Below are 249 nucleotides of genomic sequence, written 5' to 3' on the forward strand. Positions count from 1 at the left end.
AAGCTGTCTTTACTAGCTTGGCTTAGATCAACTGCGTAGTCAGTTAGGTTGTCAGCACCTTTAGTGCCTGGCGTTACTGTCACTGCAGCTGAACCAGCTGAAGCAGTAGTACCATCAGCGTCAATCGTATAAACGTTCTGACCATTAACGCCAGGGTTGTTTGTGACAGCAACGTTAGTACCAGCTTCTACTTCTGTTTTAGAAGCTGCGGCAGAACCGCTAAGCTGACTGACGTTCACAGCATCAGTT

General features: G+C 47.4%; 1 protein-coding gene. It reads right to left on the reverse strand.

The window, feature by feature from the left end; all coding sequences use genetic code 11:
- A partial coding sequence (locus tag CAN34_RS14350; protein WP_217320644.1) for a hypothetical protein occupies nucleotides 1–249 on the reverse strand: 249 nt, incomplete at both ends.

Source organism: Psychrobacter sp. DAB_AL32B, assembly GCF_002224105.1.
Taxonomy (GTDB): Bacteria; Pseudomonadota; Gammaproteobacteria; order Pseudomonadales; family Moraxellaceae; genus Psychrobacter.